This window comes from Streptomyces sp. NPDC051051 (genome assembly GCF_040682975.1).
In the GTDB taxonomy this organism is placed as follows: domain Bacteria; phylum Actinomycetota; class Actinomycetes; order Streptomycetales; family Streptomycetaceae; genus Streptomyces.
Map to the genome: position 1 here is coordinate 96,715 of NZ_JBFBCB010000004.1, position 24,323 is coordinate 121,037.

Consider the following 24,323-nt stretch of genomic DNA (forward strand, 5'->3'; position numbering starts at 1 on the left):
GTGACAGCCGGGCCGGGCGCGGACCCGCCCGCTCCGGCAGGCGGACCGGGGTACCCGCGACCCAGAGCCGGGCGGCCTCGTGGAGATCCGAGGCCTGGACGGGCTCGCCGGTGGCCGGCACGGCGGTGCCGGTGACCACCCCGGTGACCACCCCGGTGCCGTCGCGCAGCCGCTCGGTCAGCTCCGCGACGCCGGTCACGACCACGGCGAGGCGTTCGTCCAGTTCCTCACGGCCGGTGCGCAGGGTGCTCTCGATCCGGTCGAGGGCCGCCTCCGGGTGCTCCTGCAGCCAGGTGACCAGCTCGGCCCGGTACCGGTCGAGCTGGTCGCGGCCGCCCGCCGACAGGACGATCAGCCGGGCGGCACGGTCCTCGGTGCTGTTACCCATCAGTGCTTCTCCGCTTCCGCCACGACGACGTGTACGTTGCTGCCACCCATGCCGAAGGAGCTGACGCCGGCGCGTGCCGGCACGCCTTCCGGCGGCTCCCAGGGCTGCGTCTCGGCCTGGAGCCGGAACGGGCTGCCGGCCAGGTCGATCATCGGGTTGGGGGTGCCCAGGCCGGCCAGGCCGGGCATCAGGCGGTGCCGCATGCTCAGCAGCACCTTCACCACTCCGGCGACACCGGCGGCGGCCTCCAGATGGCCGATGTTGGACTTGACCGAGCCGAGCCCGGTGCGCCCCTCCACGACCGGCCGCCCCCAGTCGCGGTAGAGCTGCCCGAACGCCTCCCGCAGCGCGTCCACCTCGATCGGGTCGCCGAGTGGTGTCCCGGTGCCGTGCGCCTCGATGTAGCCGATGGTGTCGGGCGGCACCGCCGCCGCCCGGTGCGCCGCGAGCAGGACGTCGCGCTGGGCCTGCGGGTTGGGCACGGTCAGCGAGTGGGTGTGGCCGCCGTGGTTCTCGGCCGAACCGATCAGGACGCCGTGCACCGGGTCCCCGTCGGCGACCGCGCGCTCCAGCAGTTTGAGCGCCAGCAGGACCACGCCCTCGCCCCGGCCGTAGCCGTCGGCGCGCTCGTCGAAGGTCTTGCACCGCCCGTCGGCGCTGAGCATTCCGGCGCGGCGCAGGCCGGTGAAGCCGTGCGGGGACAGCAGCAGGTTCGCGCCGCCGGCCAGGGCGAGTTCGCAGTCGCCGAGGTGCAGAGCACGGGCCGCGCGGTGGATCGCCACCAGGGAGCTGGAGCAGGCGGTGTCGAAGACCGCGCTGGGGCCGTGCAGGTCGTACACGTAGGAGATGCGATTGGCCGCGATCGAGGCGACGTTGCCGATCAGGAAGTGATCGCCCATCTCCGGCGAGCCCGGGCCCAGCAGGCTCAGATAGTCGGCGCCGCTGAGACCGACGAACACCCCGGTACGGCTGCCGGCCAGTGCCGCGGGCACGAGCCCGGCGTCGAGCAGGGCCTCGTCCGCGGCGTGCAGAAGGAGCCGGTGCTGCGGATCCATCTGGGCCGCCTCGCGCGGCGAGATCCGGAACCGCCCCGCGTCGAAGGCGTCGACGTCGCGCACGAACGAGCCGCGGAAGCGTTCCGGGAACACCCGGGCGGAGAAGCCGCGCTCCAGCGGGTACGGCGCGGTGAGATCGCGGCCCTCGGCGAGGTGGGTCCAGAACTCGTGCAACGACCCGGAGGCCGGCAGCCGGCCGCCGACGCCGATGATCGCCACGGGCGGGTAGCCGAGGGCCGGAGGAGGTACGGCGGGCCCGGAGGCCCGGACGGTGGCCGCCGCCCGGGCCCGCTCGGGCTCGGCTGCGGTCTCGGCTTCTCGCTCGGCCTCGGCCTCGGTGAAGGTGTCCGGGCTGCCGGCGCCGAGGTGCACCGCGAGCGAGCTGAGTGTGGGGTGCGCGTAGAAGAGCGTGGGGCTGACCGGTGTGCCGAAGCGGGTGCGGACCGCCATCGCGAGCCGGGTGAAACCGACCGAGTCGAAGCCCGCCTCGCCGAGCGGCCGGTCCACCGGGATGTCCTGCGGCGCCACCCCGGCGACACCCGCGGTCAGCTCCCGCAGGGTGGCCAGCAACCGGCCGCTGCCGCTCGGCCGGGGCTCCCGCGGCCTCTCGGCGTGGCCGAACTCACGGATCAGTTCGTCCAGGGAGGCGGTGGCGAGCCGGACCGCGTCGATCTTGGCGTTCGGGGTCGTCGGCAGGCCGGTCATCGGCACGGTCCGGGACGGGATCATGTACGCCGGAAGCCACTCCTCGATCCGCCCGGCGACCGTCGCGGCCGCCGCGGGCTCGGCGACGACGAAGGCGACCAGGCGCGGATGCCCGGGCCGCTCCTCGCGCAGGACCACCCGCGCCTCGCCGGTCGCACCGGTACGCCGGATCGCCGCCTCGATCTCGCCGAGCTCGATCCGGTGCCCGCGCAGCTTGATCTGCCGGTCGGCGCGACCGAGCAGCAGCAGCTCGCCGGTCTCGGTCCACCGGGCCAGATCTCCGGTGCGGTAGCGCCGCTGCCCGTCCTGCTCGACGAAACGCTCGGCGTTCAGTTCGGGGCGGCCGCGGTAGCCGCGGGCGACGCCGTCACCGCCGATCAGCAGTTCCCCGGCGGCGCCGAACGGGACCGGGCCGCCGTCCGGCCCGGCGAGGTGGAACGTCGTGTTCGCGATCGGCGTGCCGACCGTGATCGGCCGGTCGCGGCGTACCCGCAGCGCCGAGGACCAGATCGTGGTCTCGGTCGGGCCGTACATGTTCCACAGCTCGCCGGAGCGGTCGAGCAGGTCGGCCGCCAGCTCGGCGCTCAGCGCCTCCCCGCCGCAGAGCAGCCGGGGTACCCGTCCGCTCCAGCCGGCGGCGAGCAGCATCTGCCAGGTGGCCGGTGTGGCCTGCACGATGGTCGCGCCGCTGCTGTCGAGCAGGCCGGCCAGCGCGAAGCCGTCCCGGGTGACCTCGGCCGGCGCGATGTGGACGGTCGCCCCCTGGGTGAGCGGCAGCAGCAGTTCGAGGCCGGCGATGTCGAACCCGGCCGTGGTGACGGCCAGCAGCACGTCGTCGGCGGTGCACCCGGGCCGGTTCGCCATCGCGGTGAGGAAGTTGACCAGGTTGCCATGGGTAACCTCGACGCCCTTGGGCCGGCCGGTGGATCCGGAGGTGTAGAGCACGTACGCGAGATCGTCGTCGTGGCAGGCGACCGGCGTGCCCGGGGCGGCGTCGCCAGGGTCACCGAGCGGGATGCGGGCGCCGGGTGTCCCGGCCGGCAGGCGGTCGGCGCACGCCGGGTCGACGAGGACCGCGGCGAGACCGGCGTCGGTGCAGATGTGCGCGAGGCGGGCGGCCGGGAAGTCCGGGTCGAGCGGTACGTAGGCCGCGCCTGCGGTGTGCGCCGCCAGCATCGCCACGATCATGGCGGCTCGCCGGCCGGACAGCACACCGACCAGGTCGCCGCGGCCCACGCCGGATTCGCCGAGGGTTCGCGCCAGTGCGTGCACCCGCCGGGCCAGTTCGCCGTAGCTGGTGGCACCGTCGGCGTCCACCACCGCGACGCGCTCCGGGGCCGACGCCGCGCGGGCCAGCACCAGGCCGGCCGCGGTCACGTCGCGCGGCCGGGCGGCACGGGTGTCGTTGGCCCGGTCGACGAGGGCGCGTTCCGCCGCGGTGACGAGGGGCAGATCGCCGATCGGCCGGCGCGGATCGGCGGCCACGGTTTCCAGCAGCAGCCGGTAGTGCTCGGCCAGCCGGTCGGCCGTGGCCGGGTCGAACAGGTCACGGTCGTACTTGAGGTAGACCAACGCCTCCGGCCCGCGCACCACCACCTCGACGACCAGGGGGTTCTCACCCTCCTGGGTCAGTTCGAGGGCGTCCTGGAAGACGGTCTGCCCGGCGGCCATGTCCTGGTCGCCGCCGACACCCTGTTGCAGGTAGAAGCCGATGTCGAAGGAGGCCGCGGTGCCGTCGGCGCGGCGCAGGTCACCGACCACGGCGGCGAACGGGTAGGAGCTGTGCTCCTCGGCCCGCGCCATGTGGTCGTGCACGGCGGTCATCAGCTCGGCGAGGCTGCGCTGCGGGTCGCAGTCGACCCGTACCACCACCGGATTGATCAGGTACCCCACGGTGCGGTCGAACCGCTCGGAGATCCGGCCGTCGGTCGGCACCATGACGCTGATGTCGCGGTGGCCGGAGTGTCGGTGCAGCAGTGCGGCGAAGGAACCCAGCAGCACGCTGAACGGGGTCAGCCCGGCCGCTCCGGCGACCTGGCGGAGGGCCGCCCAGGTCGCCTCCGGCAGCCGGAACTGCACCATCGCGCCGGTGTCGGCGGTGGGCGGCTCGACCCGGTGCCGATCGGTGATCGCGTCGAGGACCGGACCGCTGGAGGCACCGGCCAGCCGGTCGAGCCACCAGCGGCGGTGCTTCTCGGCCTCCGGCCCGTCGAGCAGTTCCTGCTGGCGACGGACGAACTCGCGGTACGGGGTGGCCGGCTCGACCGGCGGCAGAACGCCTCGACCGGCCAGTGCGTCGTGGCACGCCACGATGTCGCGCAGCAGCAGGTGGCTGGAGATCCCGTCGGTGATCATGTGGTGGAACACCAGGAGCAGCAGTGTCCGGCCACCGGGCGCCGTGATCAGCCACATCCGGTGCAGGGGGTCGTGCTCCAGGTCGAACGGGGTGTGCACCAGGCGCCGGATGCGCGCGGCGAACTCCCCGTCGGTGACATGCCCGAGGTCGAGCCGGACCACCTCGGCGGGGCGCTCGGTGATCTCCTGCACCGGCGTGGTCCCGTCCAGTCGGACGGCGATCCGCAGCCCCGGCTGCCGCTCCACGACGGCGATCAGGGCCCGGGTGAGCACGTCCGGGTCGATCCCGTCGCCCAGCCACAGCCCCAGCGGCAGGTTGTAGGAGGTGGTGCCGGGCCGGCTCGCGTGGATCGCCCAGAGCGCCGCCTGGCCGCGGCTGAGCGGGTACGGCACCGGCTCCGGCACCGGCACCGGATCGGTCAGGCCGCGCAGCAGCGACTCGGCGATCTCGTCCGGCAGCTCACCGGAGGCGACCGCGGCGAGGACGTCGCGCAGTGCCGGGCTCATCGGACAGTCCCCTGCCGCAGCTCGGCCAGCGCGTCGTCGACGGTGACCGATCCGTCGCGCAGCCCGGCCAGCAGGGCGCCGACTCCGTTGGCGGCGGCCCGGGTGGGCGTCGGCTCGGGCACGGCGGCCGCGGGCAGGGGGCCGTACGCGTCGTGCACGGCCCGGGCCAGAGCGCGCACGGTCTGCCCGACGCCGAACATGCGGGCGGGTATGTCGACTCCGTAGGCGGCGCCGAGGCGGCGGCTGAGGCGGCGCAGGCCCAGCGAGTCCACACCGACGTCGGACAGCACCCGGTCGGGTGGCAGACGGTCCGGTGCCATGCCCAGGTGCGCGGCGAGCAGGGTGCGGACGTGGTCGCGCACAGCTGCCTCCGGGTCGCCTTCGGCGTCCGTTCCGGCCGGTGTCGGCACCGACTCGGACGGGGGTGCCGGCTCGGACGGAGATGCCGGTACGGCCGCCGCGGGCTCGGGCCATGTGTCGGTGGCCTGATCCTGATCGGTTCCGGCGAGCCCGGCCGCGGCGGCCTGAGCCTGGTCGAATCGTGGCCCGGGGGTGATCCAGTAGCTCTGCCGGGCGAAGGCGGAGGTCGGCGCCGGAACCCGGCGGACCGGTTCCCCCGGCCACAGCTCGGCCCAGTCGATCGCGACGCCGTCCACCCACAGCCGGGCGATCTTGTCGAGCTTGCCGGCCGCCACCACGGTGCGCAGGTACTGGCGTCCCTCGGGGCCGTCCAGCAGCAGCGCCGTGCCCGTCCCTTGCCCGTCGCCCGCGCTGACGCCGTCGGCGGTCACACCGGCCAGCCACTCCTCCAGGCGTTTCACCAGCCCGGCGAGGTCGTCCGCGACCACGGCGAGCCGCTCGGCGAAGACCTCCCGGCCGGTCTGCAGCGTGTAGGCCAGGGCGGCCGGGTCCACCGCGTCGGCGTCCCGCGCCCAGCGGGCCAGGTTCTCGGCGTTGCCACGCAGCCGTTCGGCGTCGCGGGCGGACAGCACGAACAGGTACGGCCCGGTACGACCGGCGCTCGGCCGGGTGCGGAACTCCTCCAGCACAAGGTGCGCGTTGACACCGCCGAGACCGAATGAGCTCAGCCCGGCACGCAGGGGCGCCTCGGTGCCGTCCGGGCCGGTGACGCGCCGCCACGGCTCACGGTCGCGCAGCACGTGCAGCGGGCTGCCGTCGAGACGCAGGTACGGGTTGAGCGTCTCCAGGTGGGGATTGCCGGGCAGCTCGCGGTGCCGCATGGCGAGCAGCACCTTGATCAGCCCGGTCACGCCGGCGGCCGCCTCCAGGTGGCCGGTGTTGCTCTTCACCGCGCCGAGCGCGACCCGGTGCCCGGTGCCGTCGGTGCCGTGATCGGCGTACAGCCGCCGGAAGGCGGTCTTGAGGCCTTCGATCTCGACCGGATCGCCCAACTCGGTGCCGGTCCCGTGGGTCTCCACGTAGGTCACCGTGCGCGGGTCGGTCCCGGCGCGGTGGTGCGCCGCCACGATGCAGGCGGCCTGGGCGGCCGGGTTCGGCGCGGTGAGCGAGTTGCTGCGTCCACCGTGGTTGATCGCGCTGCCGCGCAGTACGCCGTGGATGACGTCTCCGTCCGCGAGGGCCGCGCTGAGCCGCTTGAGCACCACGACACCCACCCCCTCGGCGCGGGCGATGCCGTTGGCGCGGGCGTCGAAGGTGCGGCAGCGGCCGTCGGGGCTGAGCATGTCGGCCTGGCTCATGTCGACGAACAGCGTCGGCGACGCGATCACGTTGACGCCGCCGGCCAGCGCGACCGTGCACTCCCCCCGCTGGATCGCCTCCGCCGCATGGTGCACGGCGACCAGCGACGACGAGCAGGCGGTGTCGATCGTCTCGGACGGGCCGTGCAGGTCCAGCAGGTACGACACCCGGTTGGACAGGATGGCGTGCGCCCGGCCGACGGTGTTGTACCCGTCGAGCGGCACCCCGAGCGCGTGCTGGAGCTCGAAGTAGTCGTAGGTGCTGCTGCCGACGAAGACGCCGGTGTCGGTGCCGGCCAGGTCGGAGGGCCGGATACCGGCATCCTCGATGGCCGTCCAGGTCGCTTCGAGCACCAGCCGGTGTTGCGGGTCCATCGCGACCGCCTCGGTGGGCGAGATGCCGAAGAAGTCCGCGTCGAACAGGTCCACTCGGCGCAAGAACCCACCCCAGCGGGCGGTGGTGCGGAATTCCCCCGGCTCGGGGTCGCCGTGGATGCGCCGCCAGTCCCAGCGGTCCGCGGGGATCTCGGTGACCAGGTCGTCGCCGGCGGCCAGGTGGGCCCAGAACTCGTCCAGGTCGTCCGAGCCGGGCAGCAGACCGGCCATGCCGACGATGGCGACGCCGTCGACACGGGCGGGCTCCGTCACCCCGGCGGCTCCGGTGCCCGCGAACGGCCCGGAAGAAGGGACGGGCCCGGAGGCAGGGAGAAGCCCGGAAGACGGGACGGGCGCGGAAGACGGGAGGAGCCCGGAGGAAGAAGAGACGTCCCCGGGTGGCACAGCCGAAGCCGGAGCGGCGACCGGAGTGGTGGGTGCCGCAGAAAGGTAGTGGCGGGCCAGCTCTTCCCCGTACTCCTCGATGATCTTCGCCACCAGCTCGCCGGCGGTGGCCACCCCGAAGAACGCCGCCGGGGTGGCGTCCAGGTCCCAGCGCACGTTCACCTGGTGGCTGAGCTTGGTGTACATGATGGAGTCGAAGCCGAACCGGCTGAGCTGTTCGCCCTCGGTCAGCTCGTCCACCCTCAGCCCGGCCACGCCGCGCAGCAGGGCCAGCAGGTCGGCGGCCACCGCCGCACGCCACGGTTCGGCGCCCGGCGCAACGGGCTGCGGAACGGCCGGCGTGACAGCCGGCGGAGCCGGCTCCGGGTCGGGCGTCCGCACGCCGATTCCGGCCAGCGCCTGCTCGGTGCCCGACACGACCATCACCTGAACCTCCTGTCGGCCGAGCACGTCGGCCAGTGCCTCGATGCCCGTGCGGGGCGGGAGCGGATGAAGACCGGCCGCGGCCAGCCGGCCCCGGTGGCGCTCGGTGAGCGCCGAGCCCGACCACGGCCCCCAGTTCAGGACGCGGACCGGGAAGGGCAGACGGGCGGCGAGTGCCTGCCCGATCGCGTCCTGGGCCGTGCAGGCGGCGGCGTACGCGGCCTGGCCCGGATTGCCCAGGAACGACTGCAGTGAGGAAAAGATCGCGAAGAAGTCCAGGTCGCGGCCGTCGATCGCCTCGGCGATCGCCAGCGTGGTGCGGGTCTTCGCGGTCAGCCCCTCGGCGAACCAGTCCTCGTCCAGCGCCGCCAGCGACCGGTCCCGCGCCACCGTCGCCGCGTTCACCACCCCGTGGATCACGCCGACCCGGTCGAACACCGCCCGTATCCGTTCCGCGTCGCGAGCGTCCGCCTGGTGGAACTCCACGGACGTACCGGTCGGGTCGAACGCGGCGATCCGGGCGGCCCGGGCGCCCTCCGGGCGGGTCCGGCCGATCAGCACCACCCTTGCGCGGTGTTCCCGGACCAGGTGCTCGGCCAGGTCCAGGCCGACATCCCCGGCGCCGCCGACCAGCGCGTACGTCCCGCCGTCGCGAAACACCGGCCGGGTACCGGTGTCGTCGAGCGGCCGGAGCACCCGCTGGTACCAGCGGCCCGAGCGCAGCGCATAGTCGCCCGGCGTGGCGGCGGCGACGGTGGTGGCGTCGCCGGGGCCGACGTCGATCGCGCTGATCCGCCACCTCTCGCACTCCCGGCGGGCCGACTTCACCAGTCCGTGCGCGGCCGCCGCGACCGGGTCGGTGATCGGCCCGTCCACCGCCGCGGCGGCGCGGGTGACCACGGTCAGCGTGAGCTCGCCCGCGCCGGCCGGCCGGGTCTGCAGATGCCGGATCACCCGGAACAGCTCCCGGACCGCGGGCTCGCCCCCGGTGACGACCGCGTGCACGACGGCGGGAGTGGGCAGCGACTCCAACGACGTGGAGGTGACCCGGTGCACGTCGCTCGCCGGGTAGTCGTCGCCGCCGAGCAGCCAGACCGGTCCGTCGGCCGGCGGGCGGGTGCCCACGTCCGCGATGCGCTGCCAGCGCGGCGCGTAGGCGCCCGCCGGCTCACCGGGTACGGGGGGCTCCTCCGGCCGCGCGCCGATCCAGCACCGGCGTCGCTCGAACGGGTAGGTGGGCAGCGGGATCAGCGTGCCGCCGGTGTCCGGCCAGACGGCCTCGGCTCCGGCCACCCACCGGTCGGCCGGTGTGACGCCATCGGGGCGGGCCAGCGCGGGGTGGCCGGTGCCGTCGATCGCCGCGCCGAGGGCCGCGACGAGCGTCGGCCGGTCGGCGGCGGTCACCGCCAGCCGCTCGGTCATCGCGTCCCGGCCGTGCTGCAGCGTGTGGGCCACGTCCACCAGTTCGACGTCCGAGTCCAGGGCGGCACGCAGGGCGGTCGCGTAGCGGCGCAAAGCCTCGGGGGTCCGGGCCGAGAGGGGGAACACCAGCGGACCGGCCGGCGCCGCCGGGACCGCCGGCTCGTCCGGCTCCTCCACCACGACGTGGGCGTTCACCCCGCCGTAGCCGAAGGAGCTGACCCCGGCGCGGCGCCTGCCGCCGCCCGGCGGGCGGTGCCAGGGTGTCGCCTGCCGGATCAGCTGGAACGGGCTGCCCTCCAGCCGCAGGTGCGGGTTCGGCTCCCCGAGCCCGGCCACCGGCGGCAGGATGCCGTGGCGCATCGCCAGCAGGACCTTGAGCAGCCCGGCGATGCCGGCGGCGGACTCCAGGTGCCCGATGTTCGCCTTGACCGCACCCAGCCCGCAGAACGGCTCGCCGGGCAGCCCGCCGTGACGGCGCGCCAGTTCGTCAAAGGCCATCCGCAACCCGTTGATCTCGACCGGGTCGCCCAGCTCGGTGCCGGTGCCGTGGGTCTCCAGGTATCCCACGGTGGCCGGGTCGACGCCGGCCTCCGTGTAGGCGCGCACGATCATCGCGGCCTGGCCGGCGGGGTTGGGCGCGGTCAGTGAACGGGCCCGGCCGCCGTGGTTGACCGCGGAGCCGCGCAGCAGCCCCCGAACGCGGTGCCGACCCGCCGCGCCGGCCCGGGTCAGCACGACCAGGCCCAGCCCTTCTCCCCGGACGAACCCGTCCGCGCGGGCGTCGAACGCCTGGCACCGGCCGGACGGGCTGAGCATGCCGGTGCGGCTGAGCAGCAGGTGGTTGTGCGGCGACAGGATCAGGTTGATGCCTCCGGCGACCGCGATGTCGCACTCCCCGGAGCGGATCGCCGCGGCGGCTCGGTGGATCGCGACCAGGGAGCTGGAGCAGCCGGTGTTGACCGGCTCGCTCGGCCCGCGCAGATCCAGCAGGTAGGACACCCGGTTGACCAGGATGGAGTGCGCGGTCGCGGTGGCCGCGTGCGCGTCGACGGGCACGTCCGAGCGGCGCCGGATCTCGTCGTAGTCGCTGGATCCCGCGCCGACGAACAGCCCGACCGACCGGCCGGCGAGCGTGCCGGGCGGCAGGCCGGCGTCCTCCAGCGCGGTCCACACGCCCTCCAGCAGCAGCCGCTGCTGGGGGTCCATGCCGGCGGATTCCTCCGGCGAGATCCCGAAGAACAGCGGATCGAACATGTCGGCGTCGCTGATGAAGCCACCGCGGCGGGCGTGTACGTCGGCGGGCAGGGACCGCCAGTCCCACCGGTCCGCGGGCACGTCGGTGACCAGGTCGTCCCCGGCGACCAGGTGGTTCCAGAAGTCGTCCAGGTCGCGGCTGCCGGGCAGCCGCGCGGCCGTCCCGATCACCGCGATCAGGTCGTCGGTCGATGTCCGCGGCGCGGGGCTCGGCGGCGCCTCGGCTTCCGCCGTCTCCGGTACGGGCTGCGCATACCGTTCCGGCAGGGTGGCGCCGTAGTCCCGTTCGAGCCGGGCGGCCAGTGCGCGCAGAGTGGCGGTCTCGTAGAACAGGGTGGGCGTCACGTCGATGCCGAAGGTGTCGTTGAGCCGCCCGGCGAGCAGGCTGTAGCTGACCGAGTCGAACCCGTAGTCACCGATCTCGGTGTCCAGGTCGAGATCCTCGGCGGGGATGCCCGAGGCCTCGGAGGTCAGTGCCAGCAGCTCGGCGGTGAACGAGGCGCCGTCGTGTGCCGGGGCCTGCGCCGTGTCCCGCCCGGGTGCCGGCGCCGGTGCCGGTGGGGTGGCTGGTGCCGCGGCGGTGGCCACGACGACGTGCTGGAAGTTGCGGCTGGTCTCGCCGTCCGTGGGCAGGGCCTGGAAGCGGTCGTAGCCGGCGCCGGTCAGCACCGCGTTCCAGCCGGCCACGTTCAGCAGCGGTGATCCGGGCAGCCGCAGGTGCGTGTCGGTGTGTGCCCACCAGCCGTCGAACAGCCCGTAGGTGACGGTGGCGGCCAGGGTGACCGTGGTCAGCTCGTTGAGCAGCAATTGCCCGCCGGGGCGCAGCACGGTGCGCAGGTGCCGCACGGCGCGGCTCACGTCCGAGGTGGCGTGCAGGACGTTCGCGCCGACGGCGAGGTCGAAGCCGTCCGTGGGGAAGCCCTGGGCGACCGGGTCGGTGTCGAGGTCCAGGCGCTTGAACCGTACGAACGGGTACCGCATGCCGAACTCGCGGCGGCCGTGGGCCAGGAACGCCACCGACAGGTCGGTGTACCAGTACTCCAGGTGCTCGCCGTGCGGAGCCAGGGCGAGCAGCAGGCCGGCGGTGGTGCCGCCGGTGCCGGAGCCGACCTCGACGATCCGGATCCGCTCGCCGGGACGCAGTTGCGCGCGGCGGCGGCCGACGTGCTCCAGCAGCCTCTCGGTGAGCACGTCGTTGTAGAGGTCGCTGATCGGGTTGTCCCGGTAGATCCGCTCCATCGCGGAGGTGCCCGAGGCGGGGAAAAGCAGGTCGGTGGCGAGCAATTCGCCGCGGAGCAGCATCGGGTAGCGGTCGAGGCAGCGGCGCAGCAACTCGACGAAGACCGCGGACGCCGGATGGGCCGCGGCCAGTTCGCCGAGGCGCGCGGCGTGCCCTCCGGCGAGGGCCTCGGCCAGCGCGTCCCGATCCGGCCGGAACCGGTTCTGGTGGACGGTGAGCACGCCGTCGTCGGCGAGCATGGTCAGCAGGGTGCGCAGCAGGCGTTCGTAGCGGGGGGTGACACCCACGCGGCGGGCGACCTCAGCCGCATCCGGGTCGGGTCCGTGCCAGGCGCCGATCTCGTGCAGCACGGCCAGCAGTGCGCCGCGGGCGATGGCGGTCATCTTCTCGTCGACGGCGTGGAAGTCGTCGACGACCCGCAGGTCGGCGCTGGTCAGCAGTCCGTCGGCAGGTGTCACGGCCGGTGTCGTCCCTTCGCTGGGGGTCATCCGCTCCCGCAGCGCGACGCTGCCGGGCGCCACCACGAGCTGCGGGGCCGGCCGGCGCAGCGCCTCGGTCAGCGCGGTGAAGCCGGTGTCCGGGGTGATGGAGTGGAATCCGGCCGCGGTCAGTTCGGCGCGGTGCTTCTCGGTGGCGACCGCGCCGACCGTGCCCCAGAAGCCCCAGTCGACCGCCCGGACCGGATACGGCAGACGTTCGTCGAGGCTGTGCGCGTAGGCGTCCAGGAAGGTCGATCCGGCCGCGTAGTTGCCCAGGCCGGGTTCGCCGAGGAAGGACTGGGCGGAGGAGAAGAAGAGCAGGAAGTCGAGTTCCGCCACGCCGATCGCGTCCACCAGAGCGGCGGCGACGCCGGACTTGGCCGTCAGGCTCTCGGCGAGATCGTCGTCGGAGAGGTCCCGGACCAGACGGGAGCGCTGCACCATCGCCGCGTGGATGATCCCGTGCACCTGGCCGGCCTGGTGCAGCGCCGCGGCGAGCTGCCGGGCGTCGGCGGCGTCGGCGCGGAGGTAGCGGATCCGGTGCTCGGCCGCCAGGTCGGGACGCTCCCGGCGGCCCACCAGCACCACCTCCGCGTCCCACTCCGCGACCAGCTTGCGGGCCAGGGCCAGGCCGATACCGCCGCCGCCACCGACGATCAGGTAGCGGCCGCCCCGGCGCAGCGGCTCGGGGCCGTGCGGGGCGGGGGCCTCGCTCAACGCCTGTCGGTGCGCAGTCGTCCCGGTATAGGCGATCCGGGTTCCGCGCCGCGCCGGGGCCAGCAGGTCCGCGGTCAGGTGGGCGGGGTCGAGGTCGACGACGGCGACCGACCACCTGCGGTGTTCGTTCTCCAGGACCCGGGCGAAGCCGAGGACCCCGGCCGCGTACGGGTCGGTGAGCCGCCGTCCGGGCGGGGCGGCCGCCCCTGCGGTGACCACGACCCAGTCGATCTCGGGCAGCCGGGCCCAGCGGCGGGCGTAGGCGGCCAGCGCCCGGACCCCGGCCGCTTCCCCGCCGGCGACCCGCGCGGCTTCGGATCCGGCCGTGGGCGCCGGGCCGGTGAGCAGGTAGACCACCCGCGGGTCCCCGGTCACCGGGCCGCCGATCTCGACGAGTTGCGCGCCGGGATGCCGGGAGGCCAGTTCGGCGGCCGGTGTCGTCCGTTCCGGTGCGTAGAGCACCACGACCGGACCGTCCGGTGTCACCGGTTCGGGGGCGGGGCAGGGCTCCCACCGTGGAACGTCGGCGCCCAGGGACACCGGCTCGGGGCTCGGCACCGCCGCGCCGGGCGCATCAGCGGTGCCCGGGCCGGTGGCGCCGGTTCCGTCGGTGTCCGTCCCGACCCAGCAGCGCACCCGCTCGAACGGGTAGCCGGGCAGGGAGATCTTGCGGGCCCGCCGTTCGCGGTGCAGCGCACTCCAGTTCGGGGCGGCGCCGTTCACCCAGGCCGCGGCCAGCGTGTCCGGGTCGGCCGAGGCGGGCGCGTCGGCCGGCTCGGTGGCGCGTCCCCGGTGGACGCGCGACTCGTCACCGTTCAGGAAGGCCCGTAGCGCCGCGCGGAGTTCCTCGACGTCGGCGGCCACCACGGCCAGCCGCTCGGTCATCGCGTCGCGCCCGACCTGCGTGGTGTGGGCGATGTCCGCCAGCGAGACGGTGCCGCCCAGCGCCGCGGCCAGGGCGGACAGGCTCGACTGGGCGTCCACCCGGGGTGGTTGCCCTTCGCTGCGGGCGGCCACGGCCTGCATCAGCCGGTGCAGATCGTCCGCGTCCAGGCCCAACTCCTCGAAGGAGGCGTCCCGGTCGGCGCCGGCGAGCCCGGCCGCGTCGGCCAGGTCCGCCAGCTGGTCCCCGGCGGGCAGCTCGGCGTAGCGCTCGGCGAGCAGGCGCAGGGCCTGCGGGGTGCGTGCGGACAGCAGCACCACCTGTGGGCCGTCTCCGGTGCCCGGTGCCGGTGCCGGTTGCGGGTACTCCTCGACGACGAGGTGGGCGTTGCTGCCCCCGGCGCCGAACGCGCTGATGCCGGCGCGCCGGGGCACGTCCCCGGTGGTGTGCCACGGGCCGGCGTCCTGCTGGACGCTGAGCGGGGAGTGCTCCCAGTCGATCGCCTCGTTCGCCGGTCGCGCGTGCAGCGAGGGCACCAGGGTGCGGTGCCGCAGTTGCAGCAGCACCTTGGTCAGTCCGGCGATGCCGGCCGCGGACTCCAGGTGCCCGATGCCGGACTTCACCGAGCCGAGCCGGGTGCCGCCGGTTGCGAAGACCTGGCTGAGCGCGGAGATCTCCACCGGATCGCCGAGGGCGGTGCCGGTGCCGTGCGCCTCCAGGTAGCTCACCGTGGCCGGGTCCACGCCGGCGCGGTGCAGCGCCTGCCGGACCACGTCCGCCTGCGCCGCCGGGTTCGGTACGTAGAAGCCGCCGGCGCGCCCGCCGTGGTTGACCGCGCTGCCTTTGATCACCGCGAGCACGCGGTCGCCGTCCGCCACGGCGGCCGCCAGGGGTTTGAGGACGACGACACCGACGCCCTCACCGGGGACGTACCCGTCGCCACCGGCGCCGAAGGCCCGGCACCGCCCGTCCGTCGAGACGAACCCGACCTGGCTCAGGTGCAGATATTTGTACGGGTGGACGATCAGGTTGACGCCGCCGGCCAGCGCCAGCTCGCTCTCTCCGGAGCGCAGGCTCTCGCAGGCCAGGTGCAGCGCTGTCAGCGACGACGAGCACATGGTGTCCAGCGCGAGGCTGGGACCGCGCGCGTCGAGGAAGTAGGAGACCCGGTTCGCGACCGCCGAGGTGAACGACGTCGGCAGCACCGGCAGCCGGTCCTCGGCGCCGAGGCCGAGCATCTGGTACTGGGTGAACATGACGCCGGCGAACACGCCCACGGGCCGGCCAGCGACCGCGGCGCGGGGGATGCCGGCGTCCTCCAACGCGTGCCACGCGGCCTGGAGGAACAGCCGTTCCTGCGGGTCCATGCCCTCGGCCTCGCGCGGGGTGATCCGGAAGAACGCGGGGTCGAACTCGTCGATCCCGTCCAGGAAGCCGCCCCATTTGCTGTACGAGCGCCCGGCGGCCCGCTCCGGTTCGAAGAAGCCGGCCAGCCGCCAGCGCCGTTCCGGGATCTCGGTGACGCAGTCGCGTCCGTCGAGCAGGTTCGCCCAGAACCGGTCCAGGTCCGGAGCCATCGGATAGCGGCCCGCCACGCCGATCACGGCGATGTCCCGGCCGGACGGCTGCGCATCGCCCGCAGGTGCCGCGAGGGGTTCCCGGACGGTCGTCGCGAAGGAGCGGCGGGCCGCGCCCATGGCTGGTTCCGGGACTGTGGTCACGGTGTCGGTCTCCGGCTCGCGCAGTTCCAGAGCCCGGCGGGCGTGCTCGGGTCGTCCGTGCAGTACGACGACCTCGCTGCCCCGGTGGTCCCGGATCGCGTCGAGGATCGCGAGGCCCTCGTCGGTGGGCAGCGGCACCTGGCCCTGCCGCCGGAACACCGCCTCGGTCGCCGCGTCGGTACGCATGCCCCCGTCCGCCCACAACGGCCAGGCGACCGAGGTGAACCCGTACTCACGGGCGCAGGCGTCGACGAAGGCGTTCGCCGCGGCGTAGTCCGCCTGTCCGATGTTGCCCGCGACCCCGGTCACCGACGAGAAGGCGACGAAGAAGTCCAGGCCGAGATGCCGGGTCGCGTCGTGCAGCAGCAGCGTGCCGCGCACCTTGGGCGCCAGGACCGCCGACAGGTCGTCCGGTGACTTCCCGGCCAGCAGGCCGTCCCTGAGGACCCCGGCGGTGTGCACCACCCCGTCGAGGCGGCCGTGCCGGGCGAGGATCCCGTCGACCAGGGCCTGGACGTCCGCAGACACGGTGACGTCGGCGCGTACGAACTCGGCGTTCGGCGACTTGCTCGGCGGGGTACGCCCGGCGAGTACCACCGTGGCGCCCTGCGCGGTGAGGGACGCGGCGAGCGCACGGCCCAGGCCGCCCGCGCCACCGGTGATCAGGTAGACGCCGCCGGGCCGGAGCGGCCGCGTTCCGCCGGGCGCCGCGTCGCGGTAGCGGCGCACGAACCGGCCGCCGTCGTGCCGGACCCAGGTCTCGCCGGGGGCGGACAGTTCGGCCAGTACGGCCCGGGGATCGGGGTCGCCTGCGCATTCCACCACGGTCACGGCCAGGCGCGGCTGCTCAAGGCGGATGGTGCGGGCCATTCCGGCCACCGCCGCGGCGATCAGCGGCTGGGCGACGTGCACCACCGGCACCGGGGCGGCCAACAGCACCTGGGCGAGTGCCAGCGTCTCCCGGCAGGCGGTCTCCACCGCCTCCGGCAGGTCGTCGCCGGCCCGCGGGCCGAGGTGCACGACCGCGTCCGGGGCGCCGGGCAGGTCGGCCAGCAGGGCTCGCAGGTCGTCCGGCGCGCCGGGGCGCAACTCGTACTCCCGCTCCCCCAGCCGCCGGAAAGCCGGGCCGCGCCGGGCGGTGATCTGGTCCGGCCGCAGCCGGACGTCGCCGATGACCAGCAGGGACCCGGTCGACGGCGGTTCCGGCCAGGCCGCCGGCTGCCATTCCCCGGTCAGGCAGGCGGTGGTCGCCGCGGTGTCGTCACGCGGCGGCGCCTCGGTGCGCGGCCGGTCCAAAATCAGGCCGGCCAGGTGGTCCGTGACCGCGTCGACGGTGGGGTACTCGAACAGCAGCGTCGGGTAGAGCGTGATGTTCCACCGCTCCTCGAAGGAGCGGACCAGGGAGAGCAGGTCCGTCGACTCCAGACCGAGGTCGTAGAAGCCGCGGTCGCCCTCCACCTCCAGCAGGTCCGGGTCGGCCGCGACCTGCCGGACCAGCTCGACGATCTCGGCGCGCAGCGAGGCACCCGGCGTGGGCGCGGGCGTGGCCACGGGCGCGGGTGCCGTAGTCGCCGAGGCGGTGAGCCGGGTGATCGCCTCGGTGGAACGGACCCGCTTGAGGACCAGGCCGGTGAATCGGGCGGCGGGCGCGCCCGAGGCGTCGTACAGGTCGATGTCGGCCTTGACGATGTCGGCGGCCGGGCCCGCCGGGGTGAGCCGCATCTCCACCGTGCAGGTGTCGCCGAGCGGCCGCACCGCGCGGAACTCTCCGATGTGCAGGGGAATCAGCGGCCGTTCATCGGCTCCGGCCCCGGCGAAAGCCAGCGCGTACGCCTGCATGGTCGACCCGTCGAGTAGGGCCGGGTGCAGCATGAAGTCGTCCGCCGTGGCCCGCGCCTCGGCGCCGAGCGCGAGCCGTGCCCGTACCGCATCGGCCTCGACCCGCATCGTGCCGAGACAGCGCATGAAGTCACGGTGTTCGATCCCGACCGACCTGCCGATCGTGTAGACCTCGCCGACGTCGCGTGCTGGTACGGCTCCCGCCGGTGCCGGGGACCCGGTCAGGGCCGGCAGGCCGACGCGGAGGATGGCCCGCAGATGCGTGGTCTGCGCGTCGTCGGCCGGAGCGCCGTCGCGAACGCGCCAGCTGGTCGCGGTGACACGTGTGATGGCGCCGTCCGGCTCCAGCAGGACCGTGACCTCCCGGTCGAAGCCCTCGGTGGTGGTGAGCGGCTCGACGAAGAGAACGTCGCTGAGCCCGGCGCCGCCCGGCTCGATACCGCGCTCGGCGAGCAGGCGGTACACGATGTCGAGGAAGGTCACCCCGGGCAGCGTGCGTACCCCGTGCACGCGGTGATCGTCGACGATCGGGTTGTCCCCGGTCAGCCGGAGAAGGCAGCGAACAGCCAGACGGCTCACGTGTTCTCTCCCGGTGGTTTCGCAGCTCAGCGGTGGGAACGGTCGAGCGTGGCGGCCGCGACCGGCGTGACGGTGAGATCGAGGCGCGCCGACCGGACCGGTGTCGCGGCGGGGCGGGCGGGTCTCGTGGGGATCTCGGCGCGGCGAGGCCAGTACCGGCGACGCCGGTACTCCGGTGCCGGGAGCGGAGTCCGGCCGGTCCCCTCGGGCACGCCGGGGCCGAGTACGACGTGGGCGTTGGTTCCGCCGAATCCGAAGGCGCTGACCGCGACCCGGCTGCCGGCGGGCAGCTCGGTCGTCGTACGCGCGGGGAAGAACGGTGACTCGGCGAACGCGAACCGCGGATTGGGCCGCTCGCAGTGCAGGGTCGGGACGATCAGCCCGTGCCGGAGCGTCTGCACGGCCTTGATGAATCCGGCGATCCCGGCCGCGCTGAGCAGGTGTCCCATCGAGCTCTTGACACTGCCGATCCCGCAGTACTGCCGGTCGCCGGTGTGCTGCCGGTAGACGGCGGTCAGCGCCTGCAACTCGATCGGGTCGCCGATCATCGTGCCGGTGCCGTGCGCCTCGACGTAGCCGATGGTGCGGGCGTCGATGCCGCCGCGGGCGAGCACATCGGTGATCAGCGCCCGCTGGGCGTGTCCGTTCGGGGTGGTGTGGCCCATCGTGCGGCCGTCGTTGTTGACACCGGACGCTTCGATGACCGCGAGGATCCGGTCGCCGTCGCGTTCGGCGTCGTCGAGACGCTTCAGCATCACGAGCCCGGCGCCCTCACCCGGGACGAAGCCGTCGGCGGACTCGTCGAAGGTGCGGCAGCGTCCGGTGGGTGACAGCGCCTTGCCGGCGCTGAGCATCAGATACGGCTCCTCGTCCAGCAGCAGGTCCACGCCGCCGGCCAGCGCCATCTCGGACTCGCCCAGCATCAGGCTCTGCGTCGCCAGGTGCACGCTGACCAGCGCCGACGAGCACGCGCTGTCGACCACGAGGTTCGGCCCGGCGAGGTCGAGGAAGTGCGACACGTGCGCCGCGATGTAGTTCTGGTTGATCCCGACGATGGACTCGCGGGTCAGCGGCCGCAGGTGTTCGCGGTGGTTGCCGGTCCGGCCGCCAACGAAGACGCCGACCCGGCGGCCGCGCAACTCCTCGTCGGTGTACCCGGCGTCGCGGACGCACTCGACGGCGACCTCCAGCGTCTTGCGCACCAGGGGGTCGAGCTGCCGTGCCGTCTCGTCGTCGAAGCCGAAGTAGTCCGGGTCGAACAGGGCGGCGTCGTCGAGGAAGCCGCCCCACCGGCTCTGGCTGAACCCGGGGCCGCCGTCCGGTCGGTAGAGCGCCGTGGTGTCCCACCGGTCCGCCGGCACGTCGCCGACCATGTCCCGTCCGGCGAGCAGTGCCTGCCACAGCTGTCCCGGGTCGGCGGCGCCGGGCAGCCGGCAGCCCATCCCGATGACCGCGATCCGCATCGGCGCGCCGTCAGGGGCGGGTGTGCGCGTCGACGCGGCGGACGCCACCGGGCCGGTGGCCGGGGCGGGCACCCCTGCGGCGGTGAGCGCGGCGGCGAGCCGGGCCAGTGTCGGATGCTCCTGGAGCAGGCTGGGATCCACGACGTCGCCGAGCGCCGCCTCCAGATCACGGACCAGCTCGGCCATCAGCAGCGAGTCCACGCCGAGGTCGACGAGGTGGGTGTCGGGCCGCAGCAGGGACCGTTCGGTGCGAGTGGTCCGGGCCACCACGTCGGCCAGCCAGTCGATGCCGGCCGGCTCCGGCTCATCCGCCGGGTCGGCGACCGGCTCGATGCCGACCGGCTCCCGCTCCTCCGCCGGGTCGGCGACCGGCGCCGGGGCCGTCTCGGGGGCACGCCGTGGCGCCCGGAACAGCTCGTCGGCCGGTACTGCCGTCCGGCCGGTCAGGCAGGGCAGCAGAATCGGTTCACCAGGCACCCGCAGCGCCAGGTCGAGCAGACGCAGCGCGTCGGCCTCCGCAAGGTCGGGGATGCCCAGCTCGTTCCCGGCGCTGGTGCGCCGCGCGCCCATCCCGACGTCCCGCCAGAGCGGCCACCGCAGCGACCGGACCACGCACCCGGGCTCTTCCGCGTGCGCCTCGGCGAAGTCGTCGAGGACGTTGTTGGCCGCGGCGTAGTCCAGACAGCCCCCGGCCAGCCGGGGCGGCCCGGCCGCGATCGAGGAGAACAGCACCATGAGCCGCGGCAACCGGCTGCCGAACGCCGCCCATAGTGTCTCGACGGCAAGTTTGGGGCGTAGCACGTCATCGATCTCGTCAGCCGTCTTGGCCAGGAACGACCGGGGTCGGCGCATGACCCCCGCGCAGTGGAAGACCGCCGCGATCCCGTCGGCGCGGTCTCGATGCCGGTTGATCAGCCGGCGCAGCGTAGCCACGTCGTTCAGCGCATGGGTGTGGACGGAAAGCTTCACGTCCCGTTCGGCGAGGGCCAGCAGGGCGGTGAGGCGCGTGCGCAGCAGCGGGTCGGTCGACGGCTCGGCGACCAGGGATGCCCAACGGTTGCGGGCGGGCAGCGCGGAGCGGCCGATCAGGACGAGGTGCCGCGCGCCCCGGTCGGCCAGGTGCTCGGCGAGGCGCAGCCCGATCGCGCCGGTGCCCCCGGTGATCAGAACGGCGCCCCGGTCCAGACCGGTCAGCGGGTCGAACTCGCCGGGCCGGGCGAACCCGGCCACGCGGCGCCGCCGCCGGGAGCCGGCGTACCGGATCTCGGTCTCCTGGTCGTCGGCCGTACTCTCGGCCGCGACCGCGGCGGCCAGGTCGGCCAAGTCACCGTCGACCCGGACGGTGCGGGAGATCACCGTGGGCAGTTCTCCGGAGACGGCACGGTAGAAGCCGGCCAGCGCCGAGCGGCGAGCGCCGCTGATGTGCAGACAGCGCAGGCCGGTACGCGGATACCGGCTGAGCACCTCGCGCAGTGCCTCGATCCGCTCGGTGACCAGCGCGCCCGGTTCTTTCCAGTCGACCAGATCGGCGACGCCGGTCAGGCCCTGCACGGCGGGCAGCGGATCACCGGGTCGATGCGCAACGGCGTCGTCGCCGAACAGCGTCGGCGCCAGGCTCGGGTCCGTCGTGAGGACCAGGAAGCGGCCGCGCTGAGCCGGCGCGGGTGGCGGCGCGTCCTGCCAGTCCGCAGTGAGGAACTGAGGGGCGGCGGTGGGCGCCGCCCAGTGCTGGTCCCGGCGGAACGGGTAGGTCGGCAGCGACACGATGGGGGCGGCCGGCACCGGGCCCTCGATCCCGGCGTCGCCGGTGAGCGGCTCGGCCTCGACGGCGGCGGCCAGCGCCTCCGCGAGCTCGCCGAGGTCGGCCGCCGTGACGGTGACGCGGCAGGCCAGCGTGGCCCGGCCGGTGCTCATCGTCCGGGCGATCGAGGCGAGCGGGGGCGCTTGCGGTGACCGCACCACGTTCAGCAGCGCGACAAGCGCGTCCCGCAGGGCCTGCGGGGTGCGGGCCGACACGGGCACCGCCACCCGGCCGGCCGGCAGCGCCTCGGCGGCGGGCGGTGCCTCCTCCAGGACCACGTGCGCGTTCGTGCCGCCCATGCCGAACGAGCTGACCCCGGCCCGGCGGGGGCCGCCTCCGGGCGGCGGCTCCCATGCGGCCTGTTCCAGCTGGAGCCGCAGCGGCGACCCGGACAGGTTGATCATGCGGTTCGTCCGGCGCACGTTGCGGGTGGCCGGCAGGGTCCGGTGACGCATCGCGAGAATGACTTTGATCATTCCGGCGACACCGGCGGCGGCCTCCAGATGACCGATGTTGGTCTTGAGGGATCCGATGCCGCAGTGCGGCGTGTCCGGCATCGGGTGCCGGCTCCGGTCGTACAGCCGGCGGAACGCCGCCACCATGGCCGACACCTCGATCGGGTCGCCCAGCCGGGTACCGGTGCCGTGCGCCTCGATGTAGCCGACGGTGGTGGGGTCGACGCCCGCCGTGGTGTACGCGCTGACCAGCAGGTCGGCCTGGGCTTCCGGGTTGGGCGCGGTGAACGACTGCGCCTGCCCGCCGTGGTTGACCGCCACCTCGCGGATCACCGCGTGCACCCGGTCGCCGTCGGCGAGCGCCCGGTCGAGGGGTTTGAGCAGCAACGCGCACGCCCCCTCGCCGCGGACGTAGCCGTCGGCGCCGTCGTCGAACGTGTGGCAGCGTCCGCGTGGGCTCAGCACACCGGCCCGCTGGTACGCCGCGTGCCGTCCCGGGTCGCACAGCACGTTCACGCCGCCCGCGATGGCCTGGTCGCATTCGCCGGCCCGCAGCGCCGCGATGGCCTGGGCGACCGCGACCAGCGACGACGAGCAGAGGGTGTCCACGGTGACGCTCGGACCGCGCAGGCCCAGGGCGTACGAGACCCTGTTGGCCACCAGCGACGGGGAGACCGCGACGCTCAAGTGCGGTTCGTCGCGACCGGCGTGCTCGGCCAGAACGGCGGCGTAGTCGGAGTGGCACACCCCGGTGTAGACGCCGGTCCGACTGCCCGCCAGCGTGGTGGGATCCTGTCCGGCATCCTCGGCCGTCGCCCACGCCACCTCCAGCATGAGTCGCTGCTGGGGGTCCATCAGCCCAGCCTCGCGGGGGCTGACGGCGAAGAATTCGTGGTCGAAGCGGCGGATGTCGTCGAGCAGCGCCGCCCGTCCCACCAGATCCGGGTGCGCGGCGGTGTCCCAGCGGTCGATCGGGATGTCGCCGATCGCGTCCTCGTCGCGGCCGAGCAGGTCCCACAGCTCACCCACGCTGTCCGCCCCGGGGAAACGTCCGGCCATGCCGATCACCGCGATCGGCGCCGAGGCGTCCGGCTTCGGTGCCGCCGTGACCGCGACCGGTTCGGGTTCGCGGTCCTCGCCGCGTATCACCCGTGCCATGGCGGCGGCGGTGAAGGCCTGGAACATGGCGCTGGGATCGATCTGCAGGCCGTGCTCGTCGTGGGCCAGCGCCACGACCTCGGCCAGCGCGACGCTGTCCAGGCCGTACCGCCGCAGGTCGTCGTCGGCGGTCAGAGAGCCGGCGGGCCGGCTCAGCGCCCGTTCCAGCAGCTGCAGCAGGACCGCGTCCAGGTCGGCCGGCGCGGGCGCCGGGTCCGGCGGGGCCGCCGGGGCGCGGGTGGTGACGGTGTCGCCCCAGAGTCCGCCGAACACGCCGGGCCCGCGCAGTGCCTTGACCGTCTCGATCCGGGCCAGCGGCCTGTTGTCGTCCTCGCGCAGCAGCGTCGAGGTCAGCACCGCCCGGTGACCGTCCTCCAGGCGCAGGTCGTCGAGCCGGTATCGCACGGTGTCCTCGGCGCCGCAGTTCGCCAGATACACGATGTCGCGGCTGACGGTGGTGGCCGCGGTGGCCCACTCGCCGCCTGGCGCCAGCGAGTGCAGGTACCGGCGCTCGCCGTGGTCGTTGATGTGCGGGTAAGAGGCGAAGTAGAGCAGGCCGAGGGCGTTGACGTCGACGACCGGGTTGATTTCGTAACGCTCCGTGTGCAGTCCGGGGCCGTCCAGGTGGCGCCCGCTCCGCGCCTGGAAGTCGTGCAGGAAGGCCAGTTGGTCGGCGTCCGGTTCACGGGCCGGCAGGCGGCCGGGAAGCTGTGGGACCCCGGGAACCAGCCAGTTGCGGTCCGAGCGGCGGACGAAGACGGTGAGCAGCCGGACATCGACGTGCGCCGTACCGGTGGCGAACCGGATGTCGGACAGGAACCGCCGGTCGTCCAGTCTGGTCAGTTCACCGCTCATCTCGCCTTCGTCGAGCTCGGCGAAAGAGGCGAGCGAGGCGCTCGCGGTGTGCCGGACCCGGACGAAGGCCGGAAGCAACCGGGTGCCGTCGGCGTCGGCGAGTTTGTTGACCGAGGTGCCGAAGTACTCACCGATCAACGACCAGTGCAGGTCGCCGGACTCACGTAACAGCCAGTTCTCGGAGAGGCCACCGGTGGCGAGCGTGGGCAGGCCCAGAACGACGTGCCGGGTGGTCACGGGGCAAAACCGGAGGGGTGGTGACCAGGGGGCTGCGCGTACTCGCACTGCCGCCTATCCGGCCCCCATATTCGGTGATATAACGGGCCAGAACTCGCACTCATCTGCATCAGAAAACTCCCCCGTGTCATCCGTTGTATGCAGAACGTAGCCCAGTGGATCACTCCCGTCTACAGCGCCTTGCGGCCACTTTCCGCCTTACCGAGCGTGACCAATGGCCGCTCAGGGAACGGGCTGGACGATCACTCGCGCAGCACACACCGAAGAATGCCGGGGCCCCACCGCCCGC

At 74.0% G+C, this 24,323-nt stretch carries 4 protein-coding genes (1 of these 4 running past the window's edge); all 4 read right to left on the reverse strand.

Annotated elements, in window-relative coordinates; translation table 11 throughout:
* Tightly spaced (at most 26 nt apart), the 4 genes in view from AB0N31_RS04740 to AB0N31_RS04755 form a layout consistent with a single transcriptional unit that may run on beyond the window.
* Positions 1–388 carry the start of an SDR family NAD(P)-dependent oxidoreductase gene (locus tag AB0N31_RS04740; protein WP_366056899.1) on the reverse strand. It extends 18,677 nt beyond the left edge of the window, so only the first 388 of its 19,065 coding nucleotides appear in the window; it begins with the start codon at positions 386–388; its stop codon lies off the left edge, out of view.
* Positions 388–5,010 carry an amino acid adenylation domain-containing protein gene (locus AB0N31_RS04745; protein ID WP_366056900.1) on the reverse strand — a complete coding sequence of 1,541 codons (4,623 nt, stop codon included), beginning with the start codon at positions 5,008–5,010 and terminating at the stop codon, positions 388–390. The genes AB0N31_RS04740 and AB0N31_RS04745 overlap by 1 nt, the downstream gene beginning before the upstream one ends.
* Positions 5,007–18,065, reverse strand: a complete 13,059-nt coding sequence (locus AB0N31_RS04750; RefSeq protein WP_366056901.1) for an SDR family NAD(P)-dependent oxidoreductase — start codon at positions 18,063–18,065, stop codon at positions 5,007–5,009. The genes AB0N31_RS04745 and AB0N31_RS04750 overlap by 4 nt, the downstream gene beginning before the upstream one ends.
* A 26-nt stretch (positions 18,066–18,091) precedes the next feature.
* Positions 18,092–24,034, reverse strand: coding sequence for a beta-ketoacyl synthase N-terminal-like domain-containing protein (locus AB0N31_RS04755; RefSeq protein WP_366056902.1), 5,943 nt, complete (start codon positions 24,032–24,034; stop codon positions 18,092–18,094).
* Positions 24,035–24,323: the final 289 nt, after the last annotated feature.

Coding starts and splice junctions, on each gene's coding strand:
- AB0N31_RS04745 (WP_366056900.1), bottom strand. CDS start 5,010: ATGAGCCCGGCACTGCGCGACGTCCTCGCCGCGGTCGCCTCCGGTGAG.